This window comes from Paenibacillus sp. 01L418 (genome assembly GCF_056400045.1).
In genome coordinates, this window is the sequence record NZ_JBFTSN010000644.1 from 1 (window position 1) to 2,551 (window position 2,551).

Sequence of the window (2,551 nt, forward strand, 5' to 3'; positions counted from 1 at the left end):
GGATTGTATTTGTGATACAAATACCCTTCAGGGGACAAAGCCTGTGCACAAAAATGGAAAAAAGGAGCTATTACACTCTGATACCCTGCCATAGACATCGCATCTGCAATAAGAGCGCCGTCACGCGGCCACATATAGCTGTAATGGTCTCGATTGTATTGCAGGATATCCGTATCGTTGGCAGCTAATATAGCGCCTCTTTCATCCACCTGTGTTCTTACGAGAAGCAAGCTTTGTTTGAACATCTTCACCACATCATGCGGCAGATCACCAAGATCTGATTCTGCTCGGCGAAGCCAGTGCTTCCAGTAAATAACCATCCGGCTAAGCAGCTTCTCCGGATGATTCTCCTGAACATACTGGTTTAGCTCTTTGACTTCCTCAAGATTTTGGCCGATTGACATCCAATAATAAATGGTTTTTTCGCTGTTTGGAGCAACGACTGTTCGGAAGCTGATCGTGCTGTCAACGGAACCCTGGGCAATCGAATTGCCCATAAGCACGCCGTCCTCCGCGTCACGCCATGTTCCTTCAGCGGACTGGAACCTCTTGATTCCTGTAGAATACTGCGTCATGCCGCCTTCATCTGAGAAACCGTTGAACATAAAGTAATTATTGCGTTTGTAGTGATACAGCGTGTGATTTTCAGGATAATAAACAGCGGTATCTCCAACCTCTGTCCCGTCGATCATCAAGTCCTGATGGAAAAACAAGCGTACTTCTTTTGTATCATTCGTTTTATTACGAATGACTACCCGTTTGATATAAATGCATTCCCGCTGATGAATCCCGTCGTTCATATAAAGCTCGATGCCTAAACCATCGTGCTTAGCCGTAATATTCGTAACCAAAGAATCCTCAATATAATCTAGATCAAACTTCCATCCCGGCTCATCCAGCCAGCTAAAGGCACCTTCTACCCATACGCCTAAGCGGCAATATTGTCCGCCTACGTGATTTAACTGCCCAACGAATGGATAATAAATATCCCGAATAAAACAATGTTGATCCAAATTAAGGAGCATCTTACCGTTGCCGATTACAAGATGACGGGCCATGATTCTTCGTTCTCCTTTCGATGCGCTAAAAGTTGTGAGTAAACGGATATATAGGCTTTGGCAGACCGATTCCAGCTGTAATCCTCGTTGCTGCCATTACTCACGATTTGCTTCCAGACTTCCTGATTACGATAAAGAGCCAGCGCTCTGCGCACGGTATTCATATAGTCGTGCGCATTGTAATTCGTAAAGCTGAAGCCGTTACCTTCGCCAGTATATTCGTTATAGGCTTGTACCGTGTCCTTTAGTCCTCCTGTCTCGCGGACAATCGGGACGGAACGATAGCGCAGCGCAAGAAGTTGACTCAAGCCGCATGGCTCGAATTGCGAAGGCATGGCGAACATGTCCGAGCCTGCATAAATTCGGCGCGCTAGTCTATCATCATAACCGATCCATACAGCAACCTTACCCGGATGACGAGAAGCGGCATCATTGAAAAATTGCTCATATTGCCAATCACCCGCACCTAATATTACAAATTGCACGTCTTCTTGGAGCAGTTCTTCAAATGTTGCCGTGATTAAATCAAAGCCCTTTTGCTCCACCAATCTTGAAACGATTCCGATAAGCGGTATATCTTCGGACTGATGGAGCCCTAGCTCACGCTGGAGCTCCACTTTATTTTTTCTTTTGCGATTCAAGGCATTTCGGAAAGGAATGGCAATAGCTTCGTCATTCATCGGATCAAACAGCTCATCATCAATGCCATTCACAATCCCGATTAAATCGCCTGAACGATACCGGAGCAGAGAATCCAGCCTCTCGCCGAAATAATCGGTTTGAATTTCTTGAGCATACGTACCGCTCACAGTCGTCAGCTTGTCGGCATACACGAGGCCGCCTTTCATACAGCTGCCTGCTCCATGAAATTCCAAGCTGTCCTCCAGAAACATATCATCACCGGCTCCAAGCAAATCCTTCAGGAGATCAATTCCAAATAAACCTTGATATTTTAAATTGTGAATCGTAAATACGGATTTGGTATACGCCCAAGCCGGATCATAATAATATCTTGTCTTTAGGAGAAACGGAATGAGTCCCGTTTGCCAATCGTGGCAATGAACGATATCTGGATGGAATTCCATATACCGTACCGCTTCCATCACAGCAAAGCAGAAGAATACAAACCTTTCCGCATCATCCCCGTAACCATAAAGCCCATCTCTTTTAAAATAAAACTCGTTATCGATTAAATAATAAGTAATGCCGTCAAACTCCGCTCTAAGCAAACCGCAATATTGATTGCGCCAGCCAAACGACACGTTAAAATGAGTAACAAGCTCAAACTGCCCGATAAGTGCAGCAGGAATTTGTGCATATTTCGGCAATACGACTCTGGTATCAACGCCCCGCTTATTCAGCGCCTTGGGGAGCGCCCCTGCAACGTCGGCGAGACCGCCAGTCTTCGCAAGCGGTACAGCTTCTGAGGTTGCGAACAAAATGTTCATAGGATTCTCCTTTCTCATGGACGCCGCATCAGCAATGCATGAACC

General features: G+C 45.7%; 2 protein-coding genes. Both read right to left on the reverse strand.

The features are described from left to right. Positions 1–1,058 (reverse strand): glycoside hydrolase family 15 protein (locus AC1DSE_RS34075; protein ID WP_477528993.1); only part of this gene is annotated, 1,058 nt, incomplete at its 3' end. Then, positions 1,040–2,506: a glycogen synthase GlgA gene (gene glgA, locus AC1DSE_RS34080; protein WP_477511385.1), complete on the reverse strand. Its 1,467-nt coding sequence runs from the start codon at positions 2,504–2,506 to the stop codon at positions 1,040–1,042. The genes AC1DSE_RS34075 and glgA, both read right to left, overlap by 19 nt. Positions 2,507–2,551: the final 45 nt, after the last annotated feature.